This is a genomic window from Ectothiorhodospira mobilis, from assembly GCF_016584115.1.
In the GTDB taxonomy this organism is placed as follows: Bacteria; Pseudomonadota; Gammaproteobacteria; order Ectothiorhodospirales; family Ectothiorhodospiraceae; genus Ectothiorhodospira; species Ectothiorhodospira mobilis.
On record NZ_NRSK01000004.1, the window covers coordinates 65,522 to 88,721 of the forward strand.

At 67.1% G+C, this 23,200-nt stretch carries 31 protein-coding genes and 1 pseudogene; 27 read left to right on the forward strand and 5 right to left on the reverse strand.

Going from position 1 to position 23,200, the window contains the following annotated elements; genetic code table 11:
* Nucleotides 1-69: 69 nt before the first annotated feature.
* From CKO33_RS02840 to CKO33_RS02970, 26 genes and pseudogenes are all read left to right on the forward strand, one after another.
* On the forward strand, nt 70-576 hold the full coding sequence (locus tag CKO33_RS02840) for a helix-turn-helix domain-containing protein (RefSeq protein WP_200179112.1): 507 nt from the start codon (nt 70-72) through the stop codon (nt 574-576).
* Nucleotides 577-584: 8 nt separating this feature from the next.
* Nucleotides 585-1,643, forward strand: coding sequence for a hypothetical protein (locus CKO33_RS02845; protein ID WP_200179113.1), 1,059 nt, complete (start codon nt 585-587; stop codon nt 1,641-1,643).
* Nucleotides 1,644-2,072: 429 nt separating this feature from the next.
* Nucleotides 2,073-2,381 carry a response regulator transcription factor gene (locus tag CKO33_RS02850; RefSeq protein ID WP_200179114.1) on the forward strand — a complete coding sequence of 103 codons (309 nt, stop codon included), beginning with the start codon at nt 2,073-2,075 and terminating at the stop codon, nt 2,379-2,381.
* Between the two features lie 296 nt (nt 2,382-2,677).
* Nucleotides 2,678-2,893, forward strand: coding sequence for a hypothetical protein (locus CKO33_RS02855; protein ID WP_200179115.1), 216 nt, complete (start codon nt 2,678-2,680; stop codon nt 2,891-2,893).
* 262 nt (nt 2,894-3,155) lie between these two features.
* Nucleotides 3,156-3,293 (forward strand): hypothetical protein, encoded by a 138-nt coding sequence (locus CKO33_RS02860; protein WP_200179116.1) that lies wholly within the window; start codon nt 3,156-3,158, stop codon nt 3,291-3,293.
* Entirely contained in the window at nt 3,290-3,436 is a 147-nt protein-coding gene (locus tag CKO33_RS02865) for a hypothetical protein (RefSeq protein WP_200179118.1), read from the forward strand. The genes CKO33_RS02860 and CKO33_RS02865 overlap by 4 nt, the downstream gene beginning before the upstream one ends.
* Nucleotides 3,433-3,669, forward strand: a complete 237-nt coding sequence (locus tag CKO33_RS02870) for a hypothetical protein (RefSeq protein WP_200179120.1) — start codon at nt 3,433-3,435, stop codon at nt 3,667-3,669. The genes CKO33_RS02865 and CKO33_RS02870 overlap by 4 nt, the downstream gene beginning before the upstream one ends.
* A 97-nt stretch (nt 3,670-3,766) precedes the next feature.
* Nucleotides 3,767-3,967 carry a hypothetical protein gene (locus CKO33_RS02875; protein WP_200179121.1) on the forward strand — a complete coding sequence of 67 codons (201 nt, stop codon included), beginning with the start codon at nt 3,767-3,769 and terminating at the stop codon, nt 3,965-3,967.
* The gene (locus tag CKO33_RS02880) at nt 3,964-4,242 is read left to right on the forward strand and encodes a hypothetical protein (protein WP_200179122.1); all 279 of its coding nucleotides are present in this window, start codon (nt 3,964-3,966) and stop codon (nt 4,240-4,242) included. The genes CKO33_RS02875 and CKO33_RS02880 overlap by 4 nt, the downstream gene beginning before the upstream one ends.
* An 84-nt stretch (nt 4,243-4,326) precedes the next feature.
* Nucleotides 4,327-5,424, forward strand: coding sequence for a YqaJ viral recombinase family nuclease (locus CKO33_RS02885; RefSeq protein ID WP_200179123.1), 1,098 nt, complete (start codon nt 4,327-4,329; stop codon nt 5,422-5,424).
* Entirely contained in the window at nt 5,421-6,443 is a 1,023-nt protein-coding gene (locus tag CKO33_RS02890; RefSeq protein WP_200179124.1) for a hypothetical protein, read from the forward strand. Before CKO33_RS02885 ends, CKO33_RS02890 begins: the two co-directional genes overlap by 4 nt.
* A gap of 48 nt (nt 6,444-6,491) precedes the next feature.
* On the forward strand, nt 6,492-7,049 hold the full coding sequence (gene ssb / locus CKO33_RS02895) for a single-stranded DNA-binding protein (protein ID WP_200179125.1): 558 nt from the start codon (nt 6,492-6,494) through the stop codon (nt 7,047-7,049).
* A gap of 25 nt (nt 7,050-7,074) precedes the next feature.
* Entirely contained in the window at nt 7,075-8,157 is a 1,083-nt protein-coding gene (locus CKO33_RS02900) for a hypothetical protein (RefSeq protein ID WP_200179127.1), read from the forward strand.
* Nucleotides 8,158-8,377: 220 nt separating this feature from the next.
* Nucleotides 8,378-8,527 carry a hypothetical protein gene (locus tag CKO33_RS02905; protein ID WP_200179128.1) on the forward strand — a complete coding sequence of 50 codons (150 nt, stop codon included), beginning with the start codon at nt 8,378-8,380 and terminating at the stop codon, nt 8,525-8,527.
* Complete coding sequence (locus CKO33_RS02910) at nt 8,524-9,144, forward strand: hypothetical protein (RefSeq protein WP_200179130.1); 621 nt, start codon at nt 8,524-8,526, stop codon at nt 9,142-9,144. Before CKO33_RS02905 ends, CKO33_RS02910 begins: the two co-directional genes overlap by 4 nt.
* 94 nt (nt 9,145-9,238) lie before the next feature.
* Nucleotides 9,239-9,418 carry a hypothetical protein gene (locus CKO33_RS02915; RefSeq protein WP_200179132.1) on the forward strand — a complete coding sequence of 60 codons (180 nt, stop codon included), beginning with the start codon at nt 9,239-9,241 and terminating at the stop codon, nt 9,416-9,418.
* A gap of 136 nt (nt 9,419-9,554) precedes the next feature.
* On the forward strand, nt 9,555-9,758 hold the full coding sequence (locus CKO33_RS02920; protein ID WP_200179134.1) for a hypothetical protein: 204 nt from the start codon (nt 9,555-9,557) through the stop codon (nt 9,756-9,758).
* Nucleotides 9,751-11,490 (forward strand): DNA cytosine methyltransferase, encoded by a 1,740-nt coding sequence (locus CKO33_RS02925; protein ID WP_200179142.1) that lies wholly within the window; start codon nt 9,751-9,753, stop codon nt 11,488-11,490. Before CKO33_RS02920 ends, CKO33_RS02925 begins: the two co-directional genes overlap by 8 nt.
* A gap of 41 nt (nt 11,491-11,531) precedes the next feature.
* Nucleotides 11,532-12,359, forward strand: a pseudogene (locus CKO33_RS02935) (DNA adenine methylase).
* 44 nt (nt 12,360-12,403) lie between these two features.
* Complete coding sequence (gene rdgC / locus CKO33_RS13455) at nt 12,404-13,561, forward strand: recombination-associated protein RdgC (RefSeq protein ID WP_274600722.1); 1,158 nt, start codon at nt 12,404-12,406, stop codon at nt 13,559-13,561.
* Nucleotides 13,558-13,827, forward strand: a complete 270-nt coding sequence (locus CKO33_RS02945) for a hypothetical protein (protein ID WP_200179145.1) — start codon at nt 13,558-13,560, stop codon at nt 13,825-13,827. The genes rdgC and CKO33_RS02945 overlap by 4 nt, the downstream gene beginning before the upstream one ends.
* A gap of 25 nt (nt 13,828-13,852) precedes the next feature.
* Nucleotides 13,853-14,626: a hypothetical protein gene (locus tag CKO33_RS02950; protein ID WP_200179146.1), complete on the forward strand. Its 774-nt coding sequence runs from the start codon at nt 13,853-13,855 to the stop codon at nt 14,624-14,626.
* Nucleotides 14,623-15,978: a dATP/dGTP pyrophosphohydrolase domain-containing protein gene (locus CKO33_RS02955; RefSeq protein ID WP_200179147.1), complete on the forward strand. Its 1,356-nt coding sequence runs from the start codon at nt 14,623-14,625 to the stop codon at nt 15,976-15,978. The genes CKO33_RS02950 and CKO33_RS02955 overlap by 4 nt, the downstream gene beginning before the upstream one ends.
* Nucleotides 15,978-16,235: a hypothetical protein gene (locus CKO33_RS02960; RefSeq protein ID WP_200179148.1), complete on the forward strand. Its 258-nt coding sequence runs from the start codon at nt 15,978-15,980 to the stop codon at nt 16,233-16,235. Before CKO33_RS02955 ends, CKO33_RS02960 begins: the two co-directional genes overlap by 1 nt.
* Complete coding sequence (locus CKO33_RS02965) at nt 16,228-16,518, forward strand: hypothetical protein (protein ID WP_200179150.1); 291 nt, start codon at nt 16,228-16,230, stop codon at nt 16,516-16,518. Before CKO33_RS02960 ends, CKO33_RS02965 begins: the two co-directional genes overlap by 8 nt.
* A gap of 15 nt (nt 16,519-16,533) precedes the next feature.
* Complete coding sequence (locus CKO33_RS02970) at nt 16,534-16,722, forward strand: helix-turn-helix transcriptional regulator (protein WP_200179152.1); 189 nt, start codon at nt 16,534-16,536, stop codon at nt 16,720-16,722.
* Here the strand turns inward: CKO33_RS02970 and CKO33_RS02975 are convergent.
* The 5 genes from CKO33_RS02975 to CKO33_RS02995 form a co-directional block, all read right to left on the reverse strand.
* Nucleotides 16,695-17,936, reverse strand: a complete 1,242-nt coding sequence (locus CKO33_RS02975; protein WP_200179153.1) for a tyrosine-type recombinase/integrase — start codon at nt 17,934-17,936, stop codon at nt 16,695-16,697. The two genes, CKO33_RS02970 and CKO33_RS02975, sit on opposite strands and share 28 nt — an antisense overlap.
* 406 nt (nt 17,937-18,342) lie before the next feature.
* Nucleotides 18,343-18,846 (reverse strand): DUF3106 domain-containing protein, encoded by a 504-nt coding sequence (locus tag CKO33_RS02980; protein WP_200179155.1) that lies wholly within the window; start codon nt 18,844-18,846, stop codon nt 18,343-18,345.
* The gene (locus CKO33_RS02985) at nt 18,843-19,220 is read right to left on the reverse strand and encodes a hypothetical protein (protein ID WP_200179157.1); all 378 of its coding nucleotides are present in this window, start codon (nt 19,218-19,220) and stop codon (nt 18,843-18,845) included. The genes CKO33_RS02980 and CKO33_RS02985 overlap by 4 nt, the downstream gene beginning before the upstream one ends.
* Nucleotides 19,217-19,828: an RNA polymerase sigma factor gene (locus tag CKO33_RS02990; protein ID WP_274600723.1), complete on the reverse strand. Its 612-nt coding sequence runs from the start codon at nt 19,826-19,828 to the stop codon at nt 19,217-19,219. Before CKO33_RS02990 ends, CKO33_RS02985 begins: the two co-directional genes overlap by 4 nt.
* A gap of 9 nt (nt 19,829-19,837) precedes the next feature.
* Nucleotides 19,838-20,311, reverse strand: coding sequence for a hypothetical protein (locus CKO33_RS02995; RefSeq protein WP_200179158.1), 474 nt, complete (start codon nt 20,309-20,311; stop codon nt 19,838-19,840).
* 214 nt (nt 20,312-20,525) lie between these two features.
* On the opposite strand from CKO33_RS02995, the gene CKO33_RS03000 reads away from it, so the two are divergent.
* Nucleotides 20,526-23,183: an ATP-binding protein gene (locus CKO33_RS03000; RefSeq protein WP_200179159.1), complete on the forward strand. Its 2,658-nt coding sequence runs from the start codon at nt 20,526-20,528 to the stop codon at nt 23,181-23,183.
* Nucleotides 23,184-23,200 lie beyond the last annotated feature (17 nt).

The following is a 23,200-nucleotide window of genomic DNA, read 5'->3' on the forward strand; positions in this document are numbered from 1 at the left end:
TATAATCAACCAAACGATTGTTGATTCGACGTTCACCACCCATCGCTGGCATGGCGGAGGAACAAGCCAATGCCGAGACCTGCCTCGGAAGAAGAAGAGAAGCGCCTTGTCTGGGAACGGATCCTTGAGTCCGCCCTCAAGCATCATCGCCGGGAGAAGGTCTACGGCATGCAGAAGGTCATTGCTCAGGACTCCGGCGCCGGCACGGCGGCGGTATCGAAGTGGGCCAAGGGAAAGTCGAAGCCGGAACGCGAAACCCTGAGACGGCTGGCCGATCTTTACGGCGTGTCGCTGGCCTGGCTATCGGGGCGGACTGGAGTGTCGAGCGGAGAGGGCAGTTTTGGACCCGCGGACCAGCTGCTTGGCATCGCCTACGACATTACCGAGCTCGTGGTCTCTGAGCTCCTTCCCAACGGCTCCATGGAACAATTCCTGTGGGTGATGCGGCGGGCGCATGATCTGCTGCTGGCCGGCAAGACGGAAAGCGAAGCGCGCGGCGACCTGCTCCTTGAGGTTGCTCAGAAAAAGCGCGAGTGGCAGTCGCGCGCTGACGGCGAACCCGAAGCCAACGGCTGAAACCCCCCATGAAGGAGCATTATCTGTCCGTCGCTGCTCTGCCCGGCGTGAAAGGTCACGACCTGGTGACCTGGGCGGAGCGCCGTGGCGGGTGGCTGTGGTGCCTGTGGGACATCGCGCCCAGCCCTGACGTGAGGCGCGCCCCGCTGATCTCGGGCTATGTGGCCAGCCAGGATGACATGCTGGCAACCGCCGCCATGCTGGGCATGACCAAGCGCCTGCGCTTCAGCCCCGACCACCATGTCAACGCCAACCTGGTCGAGCTGGCTCGCGATGCTCGCCCCTTCTTGTCCGTGCATGGCGGCCAATGGGCGGTGTGGGCCAGCCCAACCAGCTACCTTATCGGCCAGCCGCCGCTCGCCCTTCGCGACGACGACGCATTGCCGCTGCGGTCTATTGCCTGCGGCGATACGATCAGGCGTCCAGCCTCCTTCCTACAGAGGTACCGCGCACGCCAACGGCTCGCCGCCAGGGCGGCCCGGCCCGCCTCGGAGCGCTGCCAGCCAACGATCGTGACCCTGCTGTACGCCCGCGATTGGTACGGTCGCGACACTCTCCACCGCGTCATTCGTCACACGCCCCGGCGCGTGATGGTCGACGCCCTGCCCTTCCGGCCGACAGTCGGCTTCCTGCATCCCGCCTGGCGCCTTCATCTGGTCGACATCGCCGCCCTGCCCCGCGACACGCTGGAGGCGACTGGGCAGGTCGAGCACCGCCCGACCGGGCGTGCCTATCATGTGGCGCCGCCAGCCGGCTTCCTGCTTTATGGCGAAGAGGCCGACGACGACCTCGACGCCTTCATGAACGACGACTACCCGCCCGAGCGACACCGCCTCGGCTCGACATCACCGCCCAACACTCTGATCGAACTCCCCGAGAACAGCCTGCCCTGGGCGCTCACCGCGCTGGGCTTTCCGGCCGATACCTGGCCGCTACCCCTCACCTCCCTCAAAGCCGCCTATCGGCGAGCCGCTCGCCACACCCACCCCGATCGCGGCGGTCAGGCCGCCGACTTCCGCGCCGCCAGGGGCGCCTACGAATATCTCGCCTCCCTTGCCTTGCGCTAACCCACTTGCCTCCGTCCCTTTTTGACCGAATTCCCGCCAATCTCCGAAATCAACTGCGGACTTTCCCAAAAGTCAGTTAGCCGGCGATATAATGGAATTTCCCTCCGGGAGGGCCATCGCAACCAAGTCACCGTGCACAGCGGGCAGGAAAGACCCGCCAGCACAGCTATGCCGTGGGGTGCCAATGGAGAACCGCAACAACCAGCCTTCACCAGCGCCAGGGACGATGACACGCGACGCCCTCCGCCGCTTGGACACCGCCTTCGACCGACTCAGGGAGGAGCGTGCAGGGAAATTTTTTTCTACTTTAGATTCAACTCTTTACGCCAAAAACAGGCGTCCCGCCCGGTAGAAAGTCAATTCTATAGTTGACTGGTTCCGCCTCGACTCCTACTATCAACGCGTCGGTTGATTGTTGAGGCGGACGAGATGAGCCTGACCAAGCGTCAAACACAGATAGTCGAGCTCCTGGCACGCGGCAACACCGCTCAGGAAGTCGCCGACACCCTGTGCTGCGCCCTGGCCACGGTTCGTCGTCATCTCCAAATCGCTTGCGAGCGTGAAGGTGCACGCAACACCGCCCACCTCGTCGCCCTCTCTATCAGCCGTGGATTCATCAAGCCGCTGTGCCTGCTGCTCATCGTCGCCATGTGCGACGGGCATCCGGACAGCCTTCGTCGCAACGCGCCTCGGCGCCTGACGAAGCGACACGATGACATCCCGGCCGTCGTCATCTGACGCGGCCACCACGGCTCTTTAACAACTGGTCACGCCTCCCCCTGGCCTGGTAAGGGGGCGCCATCCGGCCTCATGCCGGACAGGCGGGCACGCCGACCCTAGCGGGTCGTCAGGATAATCGCGGTGGGATGCCGTAGACCCTGGCGGGCGCCGGCAAGCGCGGAGGAAAGCGACTCCACGGCGTGTCACCAGCAATACGCGGCAGCTGCGACAGTGGCACTTAGCGCCCCGCCCGGGGCTGAGAATACCGGACACGGCGCTTCCATCGATCACCACCACCCCTGACGGGAGATCGCATGGCTATCGACACTATCGACGCCGCCATGGCCGACATGGGGCGCCAACTCAACCAGAAGAAGATCGTCGACGCTATCAGGCAAACCCTGGCGGCAGGCGGTACCTACGAAGTCGTGCTCAGTGTCGTGCAAGAGAAGAATGGCGCCACGGTCACGATGCAAAGCCGCTCAGTGACCGGCCGAACCACTCTGGGACGACTGATCCGGCTTCGGTAAAACCCCGGCCCCTGGCAACAGGGGTCATCGAGAAGCGCCTTGGCGCCGCAGGTCTCTGACCCTCCCGCCGTTGTGGCGTCAGGGCGCTTCTCGATGGATCGACCATCACTCACCGCACGGCATCGAGAAGCGTCTTGGCGCGGGGTTCGCCCCATGCCTGTTGCTGCGCCAGGGCGTTTCTCGATGCCAGCGGCATCACTTCAGTTCCCTGCGCATTTGCCCGGCCACGTGCCGGGCTTTTTACGGACACCTGGAGCCTGGCATGACACCAGTCACGAAGAACGAGCGCCGCATTCTGAACGACCAACGAGGCGCGTCCCGCTATGCCTGTCGGCGAAACATCGACCAGAAGCTGCGCGACATGCAGCTGAAACGCCAGCTGAAGGAGGTGTGGCAATGAACCCGGCCGCCGCTATCGCCAACGCCCTGGCCCACTACATCAACCCGGCCGTGGCCGGGGCCATCGGTTCCATCGCCCTGTTCGCCGGCATGTTCGTCATCGCCGGGGCCGGGGCCTGGCTCGTCGAGAGGAGGTCGTCATGATCCCTATTCACCAGGGCAAGGTGGTCCGCCTTGTCGATCGCAAGACACGGGTCGTCGACCTGATTCGTGAACAAGGGCGCGCCCTGGTGTGGCGGCGTAAGGCCGTCAGCCGCCGGGCGCCTGAAGATGGACCGGCCACCGCAGCGGAGGCGGCCAACGCTCGCCGGGAGGCGGAGTACGTGTCCCGCCGAAACGGCGTGAAACCCGCCCTGCTCCAGCTCTGGAGAGTGTGATGGTCGAGCTGATCGCCAACCACGGGCTGAGCCTCGGCATGGCGCTGATCGTGGCCGCCGTGCTGGTCGCCTTCCTGACCCGCTGACGGAGGTCGCTATGGATATCGACGACATCGAGCTGCTGAACGCGCTGCGTGAGGCCGTTCACGACCCGAATCTGGGGCCCGAGCTGGCCGGCGGCCTCGCCCCGCTTCTCGCCACCGGCGGTAACAGCATGGCCGCGGCCAATGCAGCAGCCGGCAGCCTTCAGGCGGTTGCCGGTTGGCACCGCCAGCGCCAAGAGGAGTCCGCCTCATGATGAAGACCCGCATCGCTGGCATCCCCTGCCTGGTGGATGTCACCAGCTACACCCCGGCCGATTCGGGCAGCTTCTTCGAGCCGCCCAGCGGACCGGAGATCGGGTACGAGGTCTACGACCGTCGCGGCTACAAGGCCAACTGGCTGTTGGCCAAGCTCACCGACGATGACGACCTCGCCATCCTGGAACAGCACGAAGCCAGCCTTCGCGAGGGTCGGGACCAGGCGCGCATCGACGCCTACCTCGACTCGCTGGAGGCGAGGGCCCTGGCATGAGAAAGGCCCCGCCAGTTCGCACCTGACGGGGCCCGTTGCAGTGACCGACAACCGATATCGATTCACCCGAACGAGGATAGCACCATGAGCATGACCATTGAACAAGCCAAGCACGAGCTGATCACCAACCATCGCGTCGCCACCCTGGATATGCCCGAGGAGGTGTGGCTGTCGCTGCGCGGTCTGGGTATCGGGGCCAGTGAAGCCGCGGCAGCCGTCGGGGCCAGCGAGCACCGCACCCCGTTCGAGATCGCCGAGCGCAAGCTGGGCCTGGCCGCCGACGACGCCGACGCCAACTACCGCCGCCGCCAGAAGATGGCCATGGGCCACGTCATGGAGCCGGTGACTGCCGCCCGTTTCGCCGAGTTCACCGGGCTCAACGTCCAGAACTTCAACTGCATGCTGGCCCACCCCGAACACCCCTTCATGATGGCCAACATCGACCGCCGCATCGTGGGCGTTACCGATGCCCAGTCGGCCTGGCTCGAGCTGGTCATGGGTCAGACCGTGAAGGGCCCGGGCGTGGCCGAGCTCAAGAACGTCGAGTTCGCCAAGGGCTGGGGCAAGCCGGACAACGTGCACACCACCGGCGGGCTGTGCACCACCGGCGAGGTGCCGGAGGACTACTTCATTCAGGTGCAGCACCAACTGGCCGTCACCGGCTACGAGTGGGGCTTCCTGGTGGTGACCATCGCCGGCTGGGAGACTCGCTGGTATCCCATCCTGCGCGATGACGAGCTGATCGATGACCTGATCGCCCTGGAAGGCGAGCTGTGGGCCACCATCCAGCGCGGCGAGATGCCGGAGATCGATGTCGAGCATCCCAAGGCCATCGAGCTGCTCAAGCGCCTGTACCCAGGCACCGACGGCAGCATGGTCGACCTGGCCGAGCTCGAGCACTGGCGCAAGGTCGAGCAGCAGGCCAAAGAGGAGATCAAGGCCCTGGAGACCACCGCCAAGGTGGCCCGCGCCCGCATCCTCAAAGCCATGGGTGACGCCGCGGTGGCCACCTTCGGCGACGACCAGGTGATGCGCCGCAAGGTGGTGAAGCGCAAGGCCTACACCGTCGAGGTCGGCGAAAGCGAGTACGTCGATATTCGCTACGGGAAGATGAACAAGGCCGAGAAGGACCAGCTGGCCGCGCAAGCTGACGATGCCGAGCAACAAGGAGAAGCCGCATGAAGACTGATACCCAGACCGCCGAAACCGTCCAGCAGCAGCATCTGCAGGAGCCAGAGTTCCACGCCCCGGCCGAGGCCGGGGAAGCCGGCGGCGTCGAGCTCGCCACCAACGAGGTGCGCAACCAATTCATGAAGGCCATGACGCCGCGCACCTTCGACGACGTGTGGCGCATGTCCAACATGATCGCTCAAAGCGACCTGGCGCCGAAGGACTACAAGGGGAAGCCCGGCAACGTGATGATCGCCTGGCAGACCGGCGTCGAGCTGGGCATCACCAGCCCGCTGCAAGCCATCCAGAACATCGCGGTGATCAACGGTCGACCCACCATCTGGGGCGACATGATGCTGGCCATCTGCCGCGCCGCGCCGGCCTGGTCCGAGGCCGACTTTCAGGAGTGGATCGAGGGCGAAGGCGCCCAGATGGTCGCCAACTGCACGGTGCGGCGCCGGCCGAACGGCAACGTCGCCCACTACACGTTCAGCATGGCCGACGCCAAGGACGCCGGCCTGCTGGGCAAGCAAGGCCCCTGGCAGCAGTACCCGAAGCGGATGCTGCAAATGCGCGCCCGCGGCTTCGCGCTGCGCGACACCTTTACCCCCGAGCTGAAAGGCATCCGCATGGCCGAGGAGGAGCGCGATATCACCCCCGAGGCCGGTCAGCCCGCCCAGCAGACGCCCGCCAGCGGCGGCCAGCAGCAGCGTGCCGGCACCGCCGGGCGGGTCGGCGACAAGCTGGCTCAGCGCCGCCAGAAGGCCCAGCAGCAGCGCCAGGCCCGGGAGGTCTACGAGACCACGGCCGAGGCCAAGGCGGACGACGCCCCTCCGGAAGGTGTCGGCCCCGGCGGCGAGATCACCTGCGCCTACGTCTGCGAGCAGATCAAGCAGGCCACCACCCGGGAGGAGATGGCCGAGGCCATCGACCTGGCCCGCCACGTTCCGGAGTCCGACCACGGCGTGGTCAACGAGGCCTACAAGGCGCGGCTGGCAACGCTCAAGCAGCAGGCCGAAGGCGGCCAGTAACCCACTACCAGGGCGGCCCGTGCGGCCGCCCGACACCAAGGAATCACCATGGCCAGAGGCGTCAACAAGGTCATCCTCATTGGCAACCTGGGGCAGGATCCGGAGGTGCGCTTCATGCCCTCAGGCAACCCGGTCGCCAACCTGAGGCTGGCCACTACCGACAGCTGGGTGGACCGACAGAGCGGCCAGCGCCAGGAGCGCACCGAATGGCACAGCGTCGTGCTGTTCAACAAGACGGCCGAAATCGCCCAGCAGTACCTGCGCAAGGGCTCCAAGGTCTACATCGAGGGCCGCCTGCAAACCCGTAAGTGGCAGGGGCAGGACGGCCAGGACCGCTACAGCACCGAGATCGTCGCCAACGATATGCAGATGCTCGACTCCCGCGGCGAGCAGGGCCAGCAGGCCGGCGGCTACGGCGGACAGCAGCAGGGCGGCTACGGCCAGGGCGGCGGCCAGCAGCGTAGCCAGCCGCCGCCCCAGAGTCAGCCGCCCAGCTACGGTGCCCCGCCGCCCAGTCAAGCCCCGCAAGGCGGAGGCGGCGGAGGCTTCAGCGACTTCGATGATGAGATCCCATTCGCCCGGTTCCCGAATATCGCCGGGGGCTGACCCGGAAAGCCATCAAGGAGGCAGCATGCCAACGATTGATCGAAACGGCACCGTGAGCTTCGGCGATGCCAGTCTGAGCATTTGGGAAGAGCCAGACGGCCCCGTTCTTGGCGAATGGGAGCGGCAGTTCAAGAAAGACGTGTTCCTGCGCATGGCTCAGCAGCTGCGCCGACTTGGCTGGCAGACCGAGGTGCCGGCGGACATGGTTGAGAAGTACAGCCGGCGTTTCGCCGAGGGGTACCGCTACTGCCGAAAAGGCGACCTACAGGGTCGGCTCGAAGTCACCGGCCGGCGCATCAAGCTCGAAATGTGGCAGGACGTGGCCAACGTCGAGAACTCCAACGGCGGCCGCTACGACTTCGACAAAGAGAAGCGCATGCCCTACCTGCTGTGGCTCGAGATGGAGCGCACTCGCCGACGCTTGCGCGCCTACCTGTGCAATGTATTCGCCGGGTATGAGTTCAACGACAGGCTGCGCGATGGGCGTCATGCTGAACGCGGGCCAGGCGCGCTCACCGCCCTGGAATGGGTCGAGCAAGCCAATCGCTCAAGTGGACACTTCGTCGCGGAGCTGGGCCATGCCCGCATCGGCATGGCGTGCAATGCCAGATCCGCCGACGGCGGCACCATCACTCATGGCGCTCGCGTCTACGCGATTGGCTACGGCGACCGGATGGTGGTCGGCACCGCTTACTACAACCTCAACAACATGTGGTGGGTGGTGACCGGCAAGTACGACGTGCTCAACGTCCACAGCGGCGCCATCTACCTGGAGAGCCCCGGCGACCTGCGCCGTAAGCGCAACGAAACCCGCCGCCGAAAGCGCCTCGAGGGAGAGCTGTCCCTCGCCGTCAAGGCGATGGACTTCCGGCTAGCTGAAACCCTGAAAGGCATCCTGTTTCCGGCCGACGAGCCGCTCTACATGATTTGGCACAAGGGGCATGGCGCCTACCACCGCGCCGGTGCCAGCGGGTACACCAGCAACCCTATCGAGGCCGGCAAGTTCACCTGGAAGGAGTTGGGCCGCTTCCGCCCCGCCGACGGCAGCATGGAGGACGACCTGAGCCGGATCGTCCCGCTCGACGACGATCAAGCCAAGGCAGCCTGATCGTTCCCCGCGCCCGCGGGGCTCAACCAACACCCTGCTCCGCCCTGCCGCGGGGCTTCCTGTTTCTGGAGAACACCATGCAGTGCGATTGCCAAACCAAGGTCGCTGACAAGCTGGCCGAACACGTCAAGGCGAAGCTGCCCGAGGGCTTCAAGGACTTCGATGCCAAGCTCCAGGGCTACGGCTTCCCCTGACCGGCAACAAGATGTCGTCGCCGCTCATGATCAACTATCAGGGCGAGGTCTGGGTGCCGAAGAAGGATCCGACCAAAGGCATGAAGCGCCAGAAGATCGACACCTTCGTCACCGCCAACTTCTGCCCCTTCTGCGGCAAGTCCGCGAAGCCCGAAGATGACCAGGAGGTGGCATGAAAACCATCGCCGAGTTCAGTGCGCGTTTCCTGGAGCCGGTCATGCGATTCGCTGACCGGGATGGCGTGAGGGAAGGCCTGGCTGGGATGCAGGTCATTCCAGCCGCCAAAGGTGGTGTGCTTCTGGCCGCCACTAACGGCCATGTGGCCATCATAGCGCGCGACCCCGACGGCAAGATGGCCGGCACCTCCCGCGCCACCTTTCTGCCCGAGCGAAGCCTTGTCGAGGCGTCGGTTACGCACCCAGATGGGCGATTCCTTCTCACCGACTCAGGGCTGGCCCTTATCGGCAGCCGGAGGGAGCGAGCCGCTGGCGAGAGCGAGCTGGATGCCTGCCTGACTGCTGGCAAGGCCCGGCTGATCAAAGGCGACCCGCCGGACATTGCCGGCGCCTTCCCCGAGGAAGCGGCACTGGACCCGGACAGGTCGCCGAGCTTCTGCATCAACAGCGAATATGTCGGCCTGTTCAGCGACTCTTTCTCGGCAATGGCAGGGATGGAGCGAGACGGCTGGGAGGGCGTGGAGCTGCGCTGTGAGCCGCCCGAGGAAGATCGCCATCACCGGAAGGTCCTCGTCATGCCCATCACAAAAACGTGGAGGCGGCAGGGGTCATCATGAACATCCACGCAGACCCAGTCGCGTACACCAAGAGCTGGATGGAAGCCAGGGGAAAGCCTCGGATTCGCGTGGTGCCGGACGGGAGGTTCGTGGCATGAACCTACTCATCAGCATCGCCGCCATGCTCGGTACCAAGGCCCGGACATGGGCCGGCATCGAGATTCCACGCCACGAGGCGCCGCCCAAACCCAAGTACGGCAGCGTGAAACGCCACCGGCGACACGCCGCCAAACGCCGCGCGCGACGACGCGCCAGGCGGCTCAACCACTACTGACAGGCCACCCCACCGAGGTGGCCTTTTTCATGCTCGAGGAGACCGACATGCACGACATCGACACCGTGTTCGAGGCCTGGCACCAGGCCGCCCAAGCCAGTGCCCTAGCCGCCCAGCAGCTCGAGGCCTGGCTGTCATGACCGGCCAGCCGCATCCCGAATCACCGAACGCCAAGTGGGCACGCCACGGCTACCAGGTCGAGCGCATCCCGCGCCGCGGGAGCGGCGGCCATCACCGCATCATCCGCGACCCCGAGGGGCGCGTCGTGCTTCAGGACGCCGGCCATGCCGGCGAGCTGGAGTGGATCAAGGCCAACCTGGAGGGCGGCACGCATGATTGAGCGGCACGAGATTCGGCACTTCCACCTGTTCTGTGGGCTGGGAGGCGGGGCCAAGGGCTTCAACCGCGGGCACGCACGCGTCGGCAACATGGAGGCTCGCTTCCGCTGCATCGGCGGTGTCGACGTCGATGCCGCCGCCATCGCCGACTTCCAGCGCCTGGCCGGCGCCCCGGGCACCGTGCTCGACATGTTTGACCGCGACCAGTACACCGCCTTTCACGGCACGGAGCCGCCGGCCGGCTGGCAGGAGGCCACGCCCGCGGACATCCAGTCTGCCGCCGGCAACGAGCGGCCACACATCGTGTTCCTCTCGGCGCCGTGCAAGGGCTTCTCCGGCCTTCTGTCGCAGTCGCGCAGCACCACGCCGAAATACCAGGCGCTCAACCGCCTGACGCTTCGCGGCATGTGGCTGGCCCTCGAGGCCTTCGCCGACGATCCGCCCGAGCTGTTCGTCTTCGAGAACGTGCCACGCATCGCCAACCGGGGCCGGCCGCTACTGGACAAGATCGTGGCGATGCTGGAGCACTACGGCTACCACGTCGCCGAGACCACCCACGACTGTGGCGAGCTGGGCGGCCTGGCCCAGAGCCGCAAGCGCTTCTTGCTGGTGGCCCGCCACGCCGAGAAGGTGCCGCCGTTCCTCTACGAGCCGGTGAAGCGCCCGCTGCGCGCCGTCGGCCAGGTGCTGGGAGATATGCCGCTGCCCGGTGACGAACTGGCCGGGGCGATGCACCGCATCCCGCGCCTGCAATGGAAGACGTGGGTCAGGCTCGCCTTCGTGGAGGCTGGCAGCGACTGGCGGTCGCTGAACCGGCTGGCAGTCGAAGACGGCTTCCTCAAGGACTACCTGCTGGTACCCGAGGGGCGTAACAACGGCTACCTGGGCGTGCACGACTGGCGAGAAGCGGCCGGCACTGTGGCCGGCGCCAGTCGCCCGGGGAACGGCAAGTTCTCCGTAGCAGACCCTCGCTTCAATCAGTCAGCCAAGTGGAAGGACGGCCAGGCCTACGGCGTGAGGAAGTGGTGCGACACCACCGGCGCCATCACCAGCCAGAAGTCACCAGGACAGGGGGCATTCGCGGTCGCCGACCCACGCCGGGCAGGCAGCGCCTTCGCCGGGAAATACCAGGTGACTGCGTTCGACCGCGCCGCGAGTACCGTCATCGCCGGCAGCACCACGGGGCAAGGCGCGTTCGCCGTCGCCGACCCCCGCCCGGGACTACGCCGCGGCAAGGGTGACAGCTACCTGACGGCTGGCCACTACGGCGTAGTGCCCTGGCAAGCGTCCTGCGGCGCTGTCTCGGCATCGGCGGGCCACGACAACGGGCCCTGGTCCATCGCCGATCCGCGGCAGGGGCTCGCGCACCCTCCCCTCGAGGGTGAATACCTGCCGGCGGCCAACGAGCGGCTGGTCGGCCAGATTCGCACACTGGATGGCACCTGGCACCGGCCCTTCACCACGCTCGAGCTCGCCGCGTTGCAAGGCCTCGTCGATCCCTGCGAGCACCTGGAGCTGGAAGGGCTGAACGACAGCGCCTGGAGGGAAAGGATTGGGAACGCAGTGCCAGCGCCGGCTGCCGAGGCCATCGCCGGCGTGATGGGTACCACGCTGCTGCTGGCCTGGAGCGGCGAGACGTTCGCCTTGGGCAGCACGCCCATCTGGGTTCGCCAGGTCGCCGCCGGCCTATCACTCCACCGCCCCGAGAAACCCGACCCCAAGGCCGCCCACTGAGGCGGCCTTCCTACGGAGGCTGCCTCATGCACTGCCCTGTCATGCGTTACCACGGCGGCAAGTGGCGCATCGCCAGCTGGGTGATATCGCACTTTCCGCGCCACCAGGTCTACGTCGAGCCATTCGGCGGCGCCGCCGGCGTGCTGATTCAGAAGCCGCCGGTATCGGCCTAGGTCTACAACGACCTCGACGGCGAGATCGTCAACGTATTCCGCGTGCTGCGCGACCCGGCGAGCGCCGAGCGCCTGGCCGAGCTCTGCCGCTTCACGCCCTACGCCCGCGCCGAGTTTGATCTATCGCAAGAGCCGGCCGACGACTCCATCGAGCAGGCCCGACGCACCCTGCTGAGGGCCTGGGCCAGCTTCGGGTCGGCCGGCGCCACACGCGGCAACTCGGGCATGCGCACCTTCACGCGCCCGGACGGCGTTTATCTGGGCGTGGCGCACGCCTGGGCCCGCGTTGCCGACGCGATACCCGGGTTCGCCGACCGCTTTCGCAACGTGGTGATCGAGAGTCGCCCGGCCACCGACGTCATGACGCAGCACGACAGCCGGGAGACGCTGCACTACGTCGACCCGCCCTACCTGCCAGAGACGCGCAGCCAGGGCAGCAGCCGCTACTACCGCCACGAGATGAGCGTCGAGGAGCACGAGGTGCTGCTGGAGGCCGTCAGGCAGCTGGAAGGCTTCGTAGTGATCAGCGGCTACGACTCCGCGCTCTACAACAACCGCCTGCCGGGATGGATGCGCGTCACGCTGCCCACGTCCGGATCCAGCCGCTTCGGCAGCGTGAAACGCACCGAATGCCTGTGGCTTTCGCCGCGGACAGCAGACCAGCAACGCCAGCGCGACATGTTCGCCACCGCCTAAACCAGCGCGGCCACCGGGCTGCGCCTTCAACCTGGAGAAACCCCATGTGGTTCAAGAACCTTCGCCTGTATCGCCTGCCCGCCGCCGGCAGCATCGCCGTTGAAGCCCTCGCCGAGGCCATGGCCCGCTTCGCCGCCCGCGACATGGGCGGTCACGAGGCCAAGCATCTCGGCTGGACGCCGCCGGCCGGCCGCAAGAGTGACGCCCTGGTGCACGCCATTCAGGGTCAGTTCCTGCTGACCATGCAGCGCCAGGAACGAATCCTGCCCGCCTCCGTGGTGAAGGAGGAGGTGGAAGCCCGCTGCGAGGAGATCGAGGCCGTTCGCGGCGGCCCGGTACCGCGCGCGGAGAAGATGAGCATCAAGGAGCAGGTCTACGAGGAGCTCCTGCCCCGTGCCTTCGTGCGCAGCCATCGGGTCGACGCCTGGTGGGACATGGCCGGCGGCATGATCGCCGTCAACACCTCGTCGGCGAAGCGCGCCGAGGAGGCGCTGGACCTGCTGCGCGCCACGCTGGGCAGCCTGAAGTTGGTGCCGGTCGCCACCCACTCCCTGCCCATGCGGGTCATGACGCACTGGCTTCAGGACCCGAGCCTGCGCCCGTCCTGGCTGGAGGTCGGCGACAGCATGAAGCTCATGGCCAAGGGCGACGACGGCAAGGTGACGGCCAAGAACGTCGACCTCGACACCGACGACATGCAACAGCTGCTGGAGTCCGGCCGCCAGGCCGCCGAGCTGAGCATCACCCTCGACGAGCGCGTATCGCTGACGCTGACCGACGACCTCTCGCTCAAGGGGCTGCGCTTCTCCGATGCCCTGCTGGATGAAGCCAGTCAGGCGGACGACGGCGACGATGCCATCATCCGGTTGGAGACCGACTTCATCCTGATGGCCAACGCCCTGCGCGACGTCATCAAGCTACTGCTGACCGGCTTGGGCGGCGAGGCCGCCCCGGAGCTCAAGAGCATGGAGGAGGCGGCGCCCACGCCAGCCTCGCCCGGTGCCGACGAACCCGATCCACTGCTGAGCGAGGTACGCGCCTTCGTGATCGAGAGTCGCAAGGCGTCGATATCCGCCGTGCAGCGGCACTTCAAGATCGGCTACAACCGCGCGGCGCGCCTCATCGAAGACCTGGAGCGCCAGGGCGTGGTTTCCCCCATGGACAACAGCGGCACCCGCAGGGTGCTCAAGGAGGTGGCATGACATCGCTGGCCTACACCCCGCCCCCGGTCGGAGCAACGGACTGCCCGTTTTGCGAACAGGTGCTTCAGCGCAACCAGGAGCTGGAAGACGACAAGGCACGGCTCGCCGACCAGCTCGAGGACCAGGAGGAGGCGCGCCGCCTCCTCGATGAGGTCATCCGCCGCGCCGGCATGCTCAAGAAGCCCACCACTTTCCTGGAGGCCGTAGCCGCCGTCTGCGAGGGCAGTCACGAGATCCGCCGGCAGCTGGCCAACCATCGCGCCTGACACCCGCCCACCACCGATGGAGCCCATGATGAACTCACAAGCCCACGCCAGTGAGGGCGCGCCCGCGCGCGCCCCGCTCGACCCCTACGACGAGGCCATTCGCCTGGCCCTGGACAACAAGGACATGCGCCAGGAGCTGGCCGCCGCCCTGCGCCGCGCCGAGAGCGCCGCTGCCAGCCGCCCCAACGCCGAGGCCAACGAGGCCTTCGTGGCCGCCACCAACCCCAAGGTGATGTTGGGCCTGCTGCGTCGGCTGCGCGATGCCGAGGGCAACCATGCGGCGTCGTGTATCTACTGCGGCGAAGCCATCATCTACGACACCCGCAAGGTCGACGATATGGAGGCCGCCCACCGGATGCTGATGGAGCACGACCGCCAGTGCCCGAAGAACCCAGTGGCACAAGAGGTGGCCACCCTGAAGGCGCACTGCCGTGAGCTCCGGTCGACGCTGTTCGCCGCTGGCGTGGAGGCTGCCCGTGTGGCCGAGCGCATGGCGGAACGGTCAGATATCGGCCCGGCCGACACCCTGAGGCAACCGCTGCTGGACATCCACGATGCCGCTGCCGAGGCGCTGCGCGGCTACCCGGCCATGAGCCTGGCCCGGGAGCAGGCCGGCAGCCAGCAGTCGGACGCCACGGAAACCGCCAAGACCAAGGCCACCATGCTGCTGGAACTGGCCCGCGAATACCGCGACATGGACGTCGACGCCGACGTCATCGAGAACCTTCGCGCCCGGGCTGGCATGGAGCTCGCCACCGTGGGCATCCCCCTTCAAGTCTTCGAGGAGACTCAATCATGAGCGGAACGGCACCGATGCAACGGCTGCAAGCTGTCGAGCAGGAAAACGCGCGGCTGAAAGCGGAGAACGAACGCCTGGCCAACATCTCTCCCCACGGCCATGTCGAGAATACTCGAGCACTGCTGGAACTCGAAGAGACGCTTGAGGCAACTGCTGACTATGCCGGGGATCGCGACCGCATGCTGGGCATGATCGCGGAACGCCTGGGCGTCGCCGATGAGCCCCGCCAGGGGCGGGATGAGCGCATCCTGGAGGCGCTGGACACCCTCATGGAGAGCAACCGGCGCATGGAGGAGGCCATCGACTTCGCCTGCGCGCCCGACATGTGGGAGGAGTGCCCCGGCCAGGCCGGCGAGGTCTACGAGTACAAATACCTGGAGTGGTATGGCGACGTGCTGCAGGAGTCCCTGACACCGCATGACCTGCACGCCGACGACGCCATGGTGGAGGCCGCCGCCCTGGACATGCGCAAGAAGCTCGCCGCCAAGCGCCGCGAGGGGCGAGGCGGCTGGGAATCCTGCAGCCTGGCCCGCCTGAACAGCATGCTGGTCAACCACATCGCCAAGGGTGACCCGGTGGACGTGCTCAACCTGGCGGCCATGATCCATGCCCGCGGCGAGCGCACCAGTCTCCAGCGCCTGGCGCCGTCAGAGGAAGGCAAGGCGCCGGGCTGGTACGTCACCGACGACAAGCCGTGGTTCGCCTACTGCCCCGACCAGGGGCTGATGGCCTTCGGTACCGAGGCCGAGGCCGTCGAGCAGGCCGCCGACTTCATCGACAGCTGGCTGGACGGCGATACCGGATGGGACGAGCTTGTCGGCCAGGTGTTCGTCGGCCGCGCCACTCAGATCAGCGGTCAGGTCGATAGAGTCGACAGGCCCGACGAGAGTGAACTGGACGAAGAAGGATTCGACGCCGAGGGCAACAACTGGAGCGAAGAATTCGACTTCATGTGCAACTACACGCTGCTGCCCGTCGTCAGCGATGCCGCCAAGGCATGGGCGGCCACCGGCGGCGGCGACGCGAGTGGCTACGACCTGGTGGCGCACATGCGCCGACAGATCGCCTTCTCGAAGCGAGCCTTCGGCCCGGGAGGTCGCTGCCAGGGCCTGGCCGACCACATCCGCAAGGAGCTCGAGGAGATCGAGGCCGCCCCGTATGACCTCGAGGAGTGGATCGACGTCGTGTTGCTCGCCTTCGACGGCGCCTGGCGCTCAGGCCACACCGCCGAGCAGGTGGCGGCAGGGCTGGAGGCGAAGCTCACCAAGAACGAGGGGCGCGACTGGCCAGACTGGCAATCCGCCGACCCCACCAAGGCCATCGAACACAACCGGCACAGCGAGGAGGCGTAATGGTCAAGTTCTGCGAGGAGAAGGACATTCCCGACCTTCGGGAGCGCGCCGTGCTTACCCTGAGTATCGATGGAGCCCGGTTCAGCGACATGGACATGGGGCGCGTCGGCGAGATATTCGGCTTGCTGGCCAAGATTGCCGGCGAGGACTCGGTACTGGTCCGCTATTCCGGCGGCGAGATCATCGTCAAGGAGGGGCGCCCGGGTGGTGCCGCCGAGCCGATGCGCGAGGATGTCGAGGAGGAGAGCGATGCCTAGCTTTGTATGGCGGCCGAAGCCGCCCACCCTGGAGGAGGTCGTGGCCGCGGGAGGCGTGGCCCACTACTGGGCGCGCGGCTGGAACTTCAACCGACCGGTGATCGCCGAGGTGTCGGTCTCCACCCGCGTCGACCCGCTGGAGAACTTCGTGACCGTGGTCAGCGTTGGTGGCAAGGAGGTGCTGGAGCCCACCACCAGCCCGCGCTTCACCAACCACGAGATGCTGCCGGGGTGGGCGCCCCTGGAGTGGGCCGGCCCCATCCCTACGCCGGAAAGTAACTGAAGAAGGAAAGCATTCATGGTTAAAGGCTATCTGACCACCAAAGACCTTTGCGAGCGCTACAAGGTTGAGCGCTCGACTCTGTACCGCTGGATGAAGCGCAAGAAGCATCCGTTGCCGGCGCCACGCATCAGCGGCCAGGCGGGCTTCAATCGCTGGGCAATCGACGACATCGAAGCCTACGAGGCGTCGCTGGAAGCGGCCTGACCGGCCGCCACCATCTGCTGCAACCTCTCCCACCAAGCCTGGTAGGCCTCCTTCTGCTCGGCCAGGTAGTCGTAGTGATCGTAAACCCGCCACTGACCAGGCATCGTGTGCCCCAGCATCTTCTCGGCGATATGCGGTGCCGTGAGGTCCGACAAGTTGGTTCGCACCGTGCGCCGGAGGTCGTGCATGGACCAGTGCTCCATCTCGACCTTCCGGTGCCGGCGCAGCCACTGCATGATGTTGTAGGGCAGCGGCAACAGCGAACTACGGCTGATCCTCTCCCTGCTATCCCTGTTGTTGAACAGCGGCCCCTCTGAAGGCGATGCCGAAAGCTGCATGGCCTCCCTCACCAGCTCCTTCACCGGTTCAATGATCGGCCTGACGATCGGCAGACCTGTCACCTTCCCTGTCTTGTGGTTCTCGGGCGGAACCGTCCATACCCCCTTATCTAGATCCCAGTGCTCCTTGTCGCTCAGCCTAAGCTCGCCGGTACGGCACCCAAAGGCCAGGCACAGCATGACAAAGAGTGCGTTCTTGCGCGTCATGCGAGAGCGCTCCAGCACCTCCCAGACCAACCTCACCTCGCCCCTGTCCAGAACCCGCTTACCGATGTTCTTCTTGATGTGGAGGTCAGTGCGAGTGCCGACATGCGCGATCACGTTCGTCGGCACGCGCTGGCGGCGCACTCCCCACTTCAGCATCTGCTTGGAGTTGATGACCAGGCGCTCGGCAATGGATGGCGCGCCGGCCTGCACGCGCTCGAACTGCTCCATCCAGTGGCGCAGCTCAAGCTGATCGGCGGGCAAGTGCCCAATCTCAGGGAACAGGTGGATCTCGAAGCTGCGTTTGATCAGGTGGGCATTGGACTTATGCTTGATGCAGTACTTCTCGTACCACTCGTTGAACAGCTCTGCGACGCTGGGCGCCTCCGCCTGTGATAGCCTCTCGAGCTCTTTGGCGAGCTTCGGGTCTTGCCCATCCTCCACCATGCGGCGAATGTCTTCAGCTTCCGCCCTGGCCGCCTTGAGGCTCTTGAGCGGGTAGGAGCCGATATCGATGCGGCTCTGCTTTCCGTTGAGCCAGTACCGTACGTAGAAGGTCAGCTTGCCCTTCTTGGAGATCCTGACCCCCAGCCCGTTCTGGTCGCTCCGCGTCTGTATCCTGTCTACGGCCTTGCCGTTGTTGGCCTTCAGCCAGCTATCGGTGAGCGGCATCCCCATCCCTCGCTACCGTGGTAAGTACATGCGAATGTTAGCACGGCTAGCTGGCAAGGATATGTACTCAGATGTGTACTTAAATCGGCTGCCTCGTGATGTCTCGTGGCGCCTTGGGGTGCAACACCTCTATTTGGCAAACCCGCCATTAAACAAGGCTTGGGCGGCATTTTAGGCAACTGGATGCAACTTGGCGCCACACGCACAGCCATAAGGGTGGGAGATGATGGCGAAGGTGCGCCGGCGGGCGGTCTCGGTGGCGTGCTTGGATGGCATGGGGGCGTCTGCAGTGGGGCTGGATGAAACCGGCTATTGTACCGGCCCTGGCCGGGGCGCGGCCATCCCGGCCCCGCCAGGGCCCCATACCGGCAGGGGCGTGCCATCCCAACGGGGTCTCCCGCCGTTCCTAGCGGCAGTGTCCGTGCATGCCCCCCGGCGGACCGCCGTTGCCCCCATGGGGGCCCTGCCGGTGCTGGCGCAGGCGCTCGCGCTGCTCGGGGGAGAGGGCCTCCCAGCGCTCGCGCAGCTGCCGGCGATGTTCCGGCGGGAGCTGGCGGTAGCGCTCCCAGCGCTGGCGCAGGGCCTGGCGCTGTGCCTCGGTCATGGACTGCAGCCGCCGGTGGTGCTCGCGGATGCGTTCCCGCTCCTGCGGCGACAGATCCCGCCAGCGCTCCAGGCGCCGGGTGATGCGCTGCCGCTGCTCCGGATCCATCTCCCGCCAGCGCCCGGCCATCTCCAGGAGCCGGCGGCGGTGCTCCTCGGAGAGCCCGTCCCAGGCCTCTTCCATGGGCGCCAGCACGGTGCGCTGCCCGGCGTCCAGATCCGACCAGTCCGGCACCCCCTGCGCCATCACCTCCCCCCAGGGCAGGCAGAGCAGGACACCGGCCAGAAGCAGGGCCGCGGCCCTCATGGCTGCGACTCCGCGGCCCAGACGAGGAAGGCGGGATCGTCCAGATCCTCCACCCAGAAGGGATCCTCCTCCGCGGCCATGAGCCAGTCCCAGTCCTGGGGCTCGGCCAGGGCCGCTGGCAGGGGCTGCGGCCCCCGGGGGAATGGGGTGAGGGCGAGGCCCAGGGCGACGGTGAGCACCAGGGAGGCCGCCAGGGCCAGGCGCCCCACGGGCAGTTCCGGCAGGGCCAGGGGCAGGCGGCGCACGGGACGCTGCAGGGCCTCGCGCCGGGCACGACCCAGGCGCGCCCGTTCCGCGGGGGTCAGCCCCGCCTGTTGATCCAGGGTCCGGCCGATGCGCCGAAGCAGCGCGTCATGGTGTTCTCCGGTATTCATCGGTAGGCCTCCAGTTGGCCCTGCAGGGTCTGCAGGGCACGATGCAGATGGGTCTTCACGCTCCCCTCGCTGATGCCCAGGGCGGCGGCGGTGGCCGCCGTGTCCAGGCCTTCCCAGTGGCGCAGCAAAAAGGCCTGCTGCTGGCGCAGGGGCAGGGCCCGCAGGGCGGCCTCCAGGTCGCGGGCGAAGCGCCCGTCCGCCAGGGCCCGGTCCGGACCGGGGGTGACGGGGTCGGGGAAGGCGGCCATGGGGTCCTCCTCCCCCTCCTCCCCGGACCCGCCCCGGCCCAGGACCGCCATCACCCGCTGGCGCACCCGCCTGCGGCGGTAGAGATCCCGGATGCGGTTTTGCAGGATGCGCCAGAACAGGGGCCCCCAGGAGCCGGATGGCCGCTGCCGGTAACGGGTGATGAAGGCGGTCATGGCGTCCTGCACCAGGTCCAGGGCGGCCTCCCGGTCGTCCAGGGCCAGGGCCGCCATACGCACGGCCCGGCCCTGGATCCCCTCCAGGAAGGCGTCCAGCGTGGGGGCGGCCCCGGCCTCCATGGACGCGGCCGGCGGGAGCGGCCCGTCATCCATGGCACCGGCATCCGGCGTGGATGTGTCCATAGCCCCGGCTCAGCCCTGCCGCTCCAGCCATGCCCGGCGCTCGGCGGGGTCCATGTCCCGCACCCGGTCGCGCATCTCCCGGCGCTCCTCGGGGGACATCCCCCGCAGGGTCCCGCGCAGGGCCTGCCGCGCCTCCGGATCCATGGCCCCGGGACGGGTATCCATGGCTCGATCCTGGCTGCGGCGGTTGCCGGCAGAGGGACAGTCCCCCGGACCACCCGGGCCGGAGCGGCGTTCCTTCATCTCCCGGCCGGCGGCGGTGCCCTTTTCCTGGCGTGGCCCGGAGGGGTCCCCCATGGCCTGGCGCGGCTTGTTGCCCCCGCTCATGCCGGCACAGGGGCGGTCGTTGTCCATGCGTGCCCCGGGGCCCCCGGGGGCGGCCTGGAGGCTGCCGGCAGCGGTTAGGGTCAAGACCAGGCACAGGCCCGCCGCGGCGGCGCGCATGGGGCGCGGGGGATTGCCGGGGAATCTTCTTGCGTTCATGACGGCATGCTCCTTCGGGTTGCGGTGTTGTGATGCGTTCATGGGGCTATACGCGCCGCGGCGGATACGGTTGACCCGGCCAAGGGTATGGGGGTTGCGCACTTCCCGGTTGCATTGTGTCAACCCGGGGACTCCTATAAAGTCCTGCCGGGTCATGCAGGGTGCCACGGCGCGGCCCCATGCCCCTCCCCCCGAGCCCCGAACAGAGTCCGCCATGCCCGACAACCAGACGCCGAAGGACGACGTGCCGGCGCGCGCCCTGCGCGCCCTCAGGGAAGGCGATCACCGACAGACCGAACAACTGCTGCGCGAGATCCAGGCCCGCTGGCAGGAGACAGAGACAAAAACGGAGACCCTGCGCCGGCAGCTGGATGCGGCCCGGGAGCGGCTGGAGCGCGTCGAACTGCGCTACCGTGTCGCCGCCCACTATTCCCCGGACTGGGAGTACTGGTATGGACCGGACCGGCACTATGTCTATGTCTCCCCGGGCTGCGAATCCATCAGCGGCCACCCGCCCGAGGCCTTCATGGAAAACCCGGACCTCATGGCCACCCTGGTGCACCCCGAGGACCGCCCCCTGTGGCTGCAGCATCTGGAAGAGGCGGTGCACGGCGAAAGCCCCCATGAACATGAGGCCCTGGAACTGCGCCTGAAGCATCCGGACGGTGGCATCCGCTGGATCGAGCACCAGTGCCGCCCCGTGCAGGGGGAGGACGGGCGCTACCTGGGCCGCCGCGGGGTGAACCGGGACATCACCGCGCGCAAGGCGGCCGAGGCCCGGCTGCAGCAGGTCACCCGCCTGTACGTGACCCGCAGCCAGGTAAACCAGGCCATCACCCGCATCGAGGATGAGACCCGCCTGCTGCGCCAGGCGGCCCGCATCATTGTGGAACAGGGGGGCTTCGATGTGTGCATCATCAGCCTGCGCCGCACCGGCAACGCCCCCCTGACCCCCACCGCCGTGCACGGACTGGACCCGGAGCAGGCCCGCGCCCTGCCCCTGGACGCCGTCTGGGAGGTGATCCGCGCCCACCCCTGGGACTTCATCCGTGAGCGCCCCCTGCTGTGCGGCGATGCCGAGGACCCCAAGATCCCCGCCGCCTGGCGCGAACAGGCCCGCCGCCTTCACCTGCGCAACTGCGGCCACTTCCCCCTCTTTCGCGGGGACCAGCTCCTGGGCATGGCCAGCTTTCTCTCCCGCCAGGGGGAATACTTCACCCCCGAGGTGCTGCAACTGGTGAAGGGGATCGTGGAGGACATCTCCTACGCCCTCTTCCAGATGCAGATGAACCGCCGGCGCAAGGCCGTGGAGGCGGCCGCCCACGAACGGGAGACCCGCGCCCTGCAGTTCACCCAGGCCATCATCGACTCCCTGCGCTCCAGCATCTGCGTGCTGGATGCCCATGGCGACATCATCACCGTCAACCGCTCCTGGAGCGAGTACGCCCGCCACTACAAGCCCCATTGGGATCGTTTTGGTGAAGGGGAGAACTACCTGGACGCCTGTGATGCCCTGGAGGGGGCCGGCGGCGGCGAGGCCCGGGGCGTGGCCGAAGGCATCCGGCATGTCCTGCGACAGGAGACGGGACTGTTCGAGGGAGAGTTCCCCCTGGGAGGGGCGGTGTTCCTGGTACGGGCAGCCCCCCTGAAGTCGGGTCCCGACGAGGACCATAGGCTGGTGGTGAGTCACATGGACATCACGGCCATGAAACGGGCCGAGGCGGAACTTCGGCATGCCAAGGAGGAGGCGGAGCGGGCCAGCCAGGCCAAATCCGAGTTCCTCTCCAGCATGAGCCACGAACTGCGCACCCCCATGAACGCGGTGCTGGGCTTTGCCCAGCTCCTGGAGACGGACCCCGCGCTGGGGGAGATGCAGGCGGAGAACGTGCGCGAGATCCTCAAGGGGGGCCGGCATCTGCTGGATCTCATCAACGAGGTCCTGGACCTGGCCAGCGTGGAATCCGGCCGGGTGGAACTCTCCATCGAGGACATCCCCCTGGGGGAACTGCTGGAGGAGTGCCTGACCCTGGTCACCCCCCTGGCGGATCGCCGCGGCATCCGCATCGATCCGGGCCCGGAGACGGAGCTGGCCGCCCGGGCGGACCGCATCCGCCTCAAACAGGTGCTCATCAACCTGCTCTCCAATGCCATCAAATACAACCGGGACCAGGGTCAGGTGACCCTGCGCATGGAGGCCACGGACGACCAGGTGGAGATCGCCGTGACCGACACGGGCAAGGGGATCCCCCAGGAGCGCATCGACGACCTGTTCGAACCCTTCAGCCGCCTGGAGGACGGCAACAGCGGCGTGGAGGGTACCGGCATCGGCCTGGCCATCTCCCTGCGGCTGGTGCAGATCATGGACGGCGAGATCCGCGTGGAGAGCACCTGCGGTGAGGGCAGCACCTTCCGCGTGCGCCTGCCCCGGGGTACGGCCGAGGCCCGCAGCACCCACCGCGCCGCCACCACCACCGCCCTACCCGCCCAGGGGGATGGGGGCACGCGCACGGTGCTGCATATCGACGACAACCCGGCCAACCTGCGTCTGGTGTCCCAGATCCTCACCCGCCGCCCCCAGGTGACCCTGCTGAGCGCGCCGGACCCGCGCCTGGGCCTGGAGCTGGCCATGGCCCACCGCCCCGAACTGATCCTGCTGGACATCAATATGCCCGAGCAGGACGGCTACCAGGTGCTCTCGCGGCTGCGGGCGGATGCGTCCACCGCCCACATCCCGGTGGTGGCCCTCACCGCCTTCGCCACCCACCGGGACGTGGAGCGGGGGCGGGACGCGGGCTTCGACGCCTACCTCACCAAGCCCCTGGAGGTGGAACGCTTCCTGGCGGTCCTGGACGGCATGCTGGAGGACCGCTGACCGGGGGGCGGAGCGGA

Coding starts and splice junctions, on each gene's coding strand:
- CKO33_RS02955 (WP_200179147.1), top strand. CDS start 14,623: ATGAGCGGAACGGCACCGATGCAACGGCTGCAAGCTGTCGAGCAGGAA.
- CKO33_RS02860 (WP_200179116.1), top strand. CDS start 3,156: ATGACACCAGTCACGAAGAACGAGCGCCGCATTCTGAACGACCAACGA.
- CKO33_RS02855 (WP_200179115.1), top strand. CDS start 2,678: ATGGCTATCGACACTATCGACGCCGCCATGGCCGACATGGGGCGCCAA.
- CKO33_RS02870 (WP_200179120.1), top strand. CDS start 3,433: ATGATCCCTATTCACCAGGGCAAGGTGGTCCGCCTTGTCGATCGCAAG.
- CKO33_RS02925 (WP_200179142.1), top strand. CDS start 9,751: ATGATTGAGCGGCACGAGATTCGGCACTTCCACCTGTTCTGTGGGCTG.
- CKO33_RS02980 (WP_200179155.1), bottom strand. CDS start 18,846: ATGAGGGCCGCGGCCCTGCTTCTGGCCGGTGTCCTGCTCTGCCTGCCC.
- CKO33_RS02865 (WP_200179118.1), top strand. CDS start 3,290: ATGAACCCGGCCGCCGCTATCGCCAACGCCCTGGCCCACTACATCAAC.
- CKO33_RS02975 (WP_200179153.1), bottom strand. CDS start 17,936: ATGCCGCTCACCGATAGCTGGCTGAAGGCCAACAACGGCAAGGCCGTA.
- CKO33_RS02945 (WP_200179145.1), top strand. CDS start 13,558: ATGACATCGCTGGCCTACACCCCGCCCCCGGTCGGAGCAACGGACTGC.
- CKO33_RS02840 (WP_200179112.1), top strand. CDS start 70: ATGCCGAGACCTGCCTCGGAAGAAGAAGAGAAGCGCCTTGTCTGGGAA.
- CKO33_RS02965 (WP_200179150.1), top strand. CDS start 16,228: ATGCCTAGCTTTGTATGGCGGCCGAAGCCGCCCACCCTGGAGGAGGTC.
- CKO33_RS02890 (WP_200179124.1), top strand. CDS start 5,421: ATGAAGACTGATACCCAGACCGCCGAAACCGTCCAGCAGCAGCATCTG.
- CKO33_RS02845 (WP_200179113.1), top strand. CDS start 585: ATGAAGGAGCATTATCTGTCCGTCGCTGCTCTGCCCGGCGTGAAAGGT.
- CKO33_RS02910 (WP_200179130.1), top strand. CDS start 8,524: ATGAAAACCATCGCCGAGTTCAGTGCGCGTTTCCTGGAGCCGGTCATG.
- CKO33_RS02880 (WP_200179122.1), top strand. CDS start 3,964: ATGATGAAGACCCGCATCGCTGGCATCCCCTGCCTGGTGGATGTCACC.
- CKO33_RS02950 (WP_200179146.1), top strand. CDS start 13,853: ATGATGAACTCACAAGCCCACGCCAGTGAGGGCGCGCCCGCGCGCGCC.
- CKO33_RS03000 (WP_200179159.1), top strand. CDS start 20,526: ATGCCCGACAACCAGACGCCGAAGGACGACGTGCCGGCGCGCGCCCTG.
- CKO33_RS02905 (WP_200179128.1), top strand. CDS start 8,378: ATGATCAACTATCAGGGCGAGGTCTGGGTGCCGAAGAAGGATCCGACC.
- CKO33_RS02960 (WP_200179148.1), top strand. CDS start 15,978: ATGGTCAAGTTCTGCGAGGAGAAGGACATTCCCGACCTTCGGGAGCGC.
- CKO33_RS02990 (WP_274600723.1), bottom strand. CDS start 19,828: ATGGACACATCCACGCCGGATGCCGGTGCCATGGATGACGGGCCGCTC.
- CKO33_RS02985 (WP_200179157.1), bottom strand. CDS start 19,220: ATGAATACCGGAGAACACCATGACGCGCTGCTTCGGCGCATCGGCCGG.
- CKO33_RS02850 (WP_200179114.1), top strand. CDS start 2,073: ATGAGCCTGACCAAGCGTCAAACACAGATAGTCGAGCTCCTGGCACGC.
- CKO33_RS02970 (WP_200179152.1), top strand. CDS start 16,534: ATGGTTAAAGGCTATCTGACCACCAAAGACCTTTGCGAGCGCTACAAG.
- CKO33_RS02920 (WP_200179134.1), top strand. CDS start 9,555: ATGACCGGCCAGCCGCATCCCGAATCACCGAACGCCAAGTGGGCACGC.
- rdgC (WP_274600722.1), top strand. CDS start 12,404: ATGTGGTTCAAGAACCTTCGCCTGTATCGCCTGCCCGCCGCCGGCAGC.
- CKO33_RS02900 (WP_200179127.1), top strand. CDS start 7,075: ATGCCAACGATTGATCGAAACGGCACCGTGAGCTTCGGCGATGCCAGT.
- CKO33_RS02915 (WP_200179132.1), top strand. CDS start 9,239: ATGAACCTACTCATCAGCATCGCCGCCATGCTCGGTACCAAGGCCCGG.
- CKO33_RS02885 (WP_200179123.1), top strand. CDS start 4,327: ATGAGCATGACCATTGAACAAGCCAAGCACGAGCTGATCACCAACCAT.
- ssb (WP_200179125.1), top strand. CDS start 6,492: ATGGCCAGAGGCGTCAACAAGGTCATCCTCATTGGCAACCTGGGGCAG.
- CKO33_RS02875 (WP_200179121.1), top strand. CDS start 3,767: ATGGATATCGACGACATCGAGCTGCTGAACGCGCTGCGTGAGGCCGTT.
- CKO33_RS02995 (WP_200179158.1), bottom strand. CDS start 20,311: ATGAACGCAAGAAGATTCCCCGGCAATCCCCCGCGCCCCATGCGCGCC.